Annotated in this window: 1 protein-coding gene; it reads right to left on the bottom strand. The window is 70.2% G+C overall.

Annotation, left to right across the window (positions count from 1 at the left end):
- On the bottom strand, positions 1 to 1,354 hold a 1,354-nt coding region (locus tag KBX53_RS32995; RefSeq protein ID WP_210863772.1), incomplete at both ends, for a class I tRNA ligase family protein.

Here is a 1,354-nt window from a genome sequence, read left to right as displayed (position 1 = left end):
AGGTCACCGTGTCGGCCACCAGCAACGCCGGGTCGGCGCTCGGGAAGTCCGCGTACGTCAGCGAGGTGTCATGGCCCAGCTTGCGCCACAACTCCTCGGCCAGGTGCGGGGCGAACGGCGCCACCATCAGCACCAGCGGCTCGGCCACCTCGCGGGGCGTCGCCGACAGCCCGGTCAGCCCGTTGGTCAGCTGGATCAGCTTGGCGATGGCGGTGTTGAACCGGATGCCGTCCATGTCGCCACGGACCCCGTCGATGACCTTGTGCAGCAGCCGGCGGGTCGCCTCGTCGGCCGGGTCCTCGGTGATCCGCAGGGCACCGGTCTGCTCGTCGACAACGGCCCGCCAGACCCGCTGCAGGAACCGGTACGAGCCGACCACCGCCCGGGTCTCCCAGGGGCGGGACACCTCCAGCGGGCCCATCGACATCTCGTACACCCGGAAGGTGTCAGCGCCGTAGGCGGCGCACATCTCGTCGGGGGTCACCACGTTCTTCAGCGACTTGCCCATCTTGCCGTACTCGCGGTTCACCGCCAGGTCGCCCAGGTAGTAGGCGCCGTCGCGCTCGAAGACCTCCTCGGCCTGCACGTAGCTGCCGCGCGAGTCGGTGTACGCGTACGCCTGGATCATGCCCTGGTTGAACAGCTTGCGGAACGGCTCGAACGACGACACGTGCCCCAGGTCGAACAGGACCTTGTGCCAGAAGCGCGCGTACAACAGGTGCAGCACGGCGTGCTCGGCGCCGCCGACGTACAGGTCGGTGCCCCCGCAGTCGCCCTCGCCGCGCGGACCCATCCAGTAGCGCTCGTTCTCCGCGTCCACGAACCGGTCGGAGTTGCTCGGGTCCAGGTAGCGCAGCTCGTACCAGCAGGAGCCGGCCCACTGCGGCATCACGTTGGTCTCGCGGGTGTAGCGCTTCGGCCCGTCGCCCAGGTCCAGCTCCACCTCGACCCAGTCGCGGCGACGCGACAGCGGGGTCTCCGGGTTGGAGGCCGCGTCGTCCGGGTCGAACGTCTTCGGGGAGAAGTCCTCCACCTCCGGCAGCTCGACAGGCAGCATCTCCTCCGGCAGGGCGATCGCGGCGCCGGTCTCGTCGTAGACGATCGGGAACGGCTCACCCCAGTAGCGCTGCCGGGAGAACAGCCAGTCGCGCAGCCGGTAGGTCACCGCGCCGGTGCCGTGTCCGTTCGCCTCCAGCCACGCGATGATCGCCGCCTTGGCGTCGGCGACCCCCAGGCCGTCCAGGTCCAGGCCGCGCTCGGGCGCGGCGCTGTTGATCGCCGGGCCGTCACCGGTGTACGCCTTGCCGTCGAAGCCCTCCGACGGCTGCACGGTCCGCACGATGGGCAGCTCGAA

It is taken from the genome of Micromonospora sp. M51 (assembly GCF_018070305.1).
In the GTDB taxonomy this organism is placed as follows: Bacteria; Actinomycetota; Actinomycetes; order Mycobacteriales; family Micromonosporaceae; genus Micromonospora; species Micromonospora parva.
The sequence above is the reverse complement of the archived record's forward strand: the minus strand, read 5'-3'. Positions and strand labels throughout refer to the sequence as shown.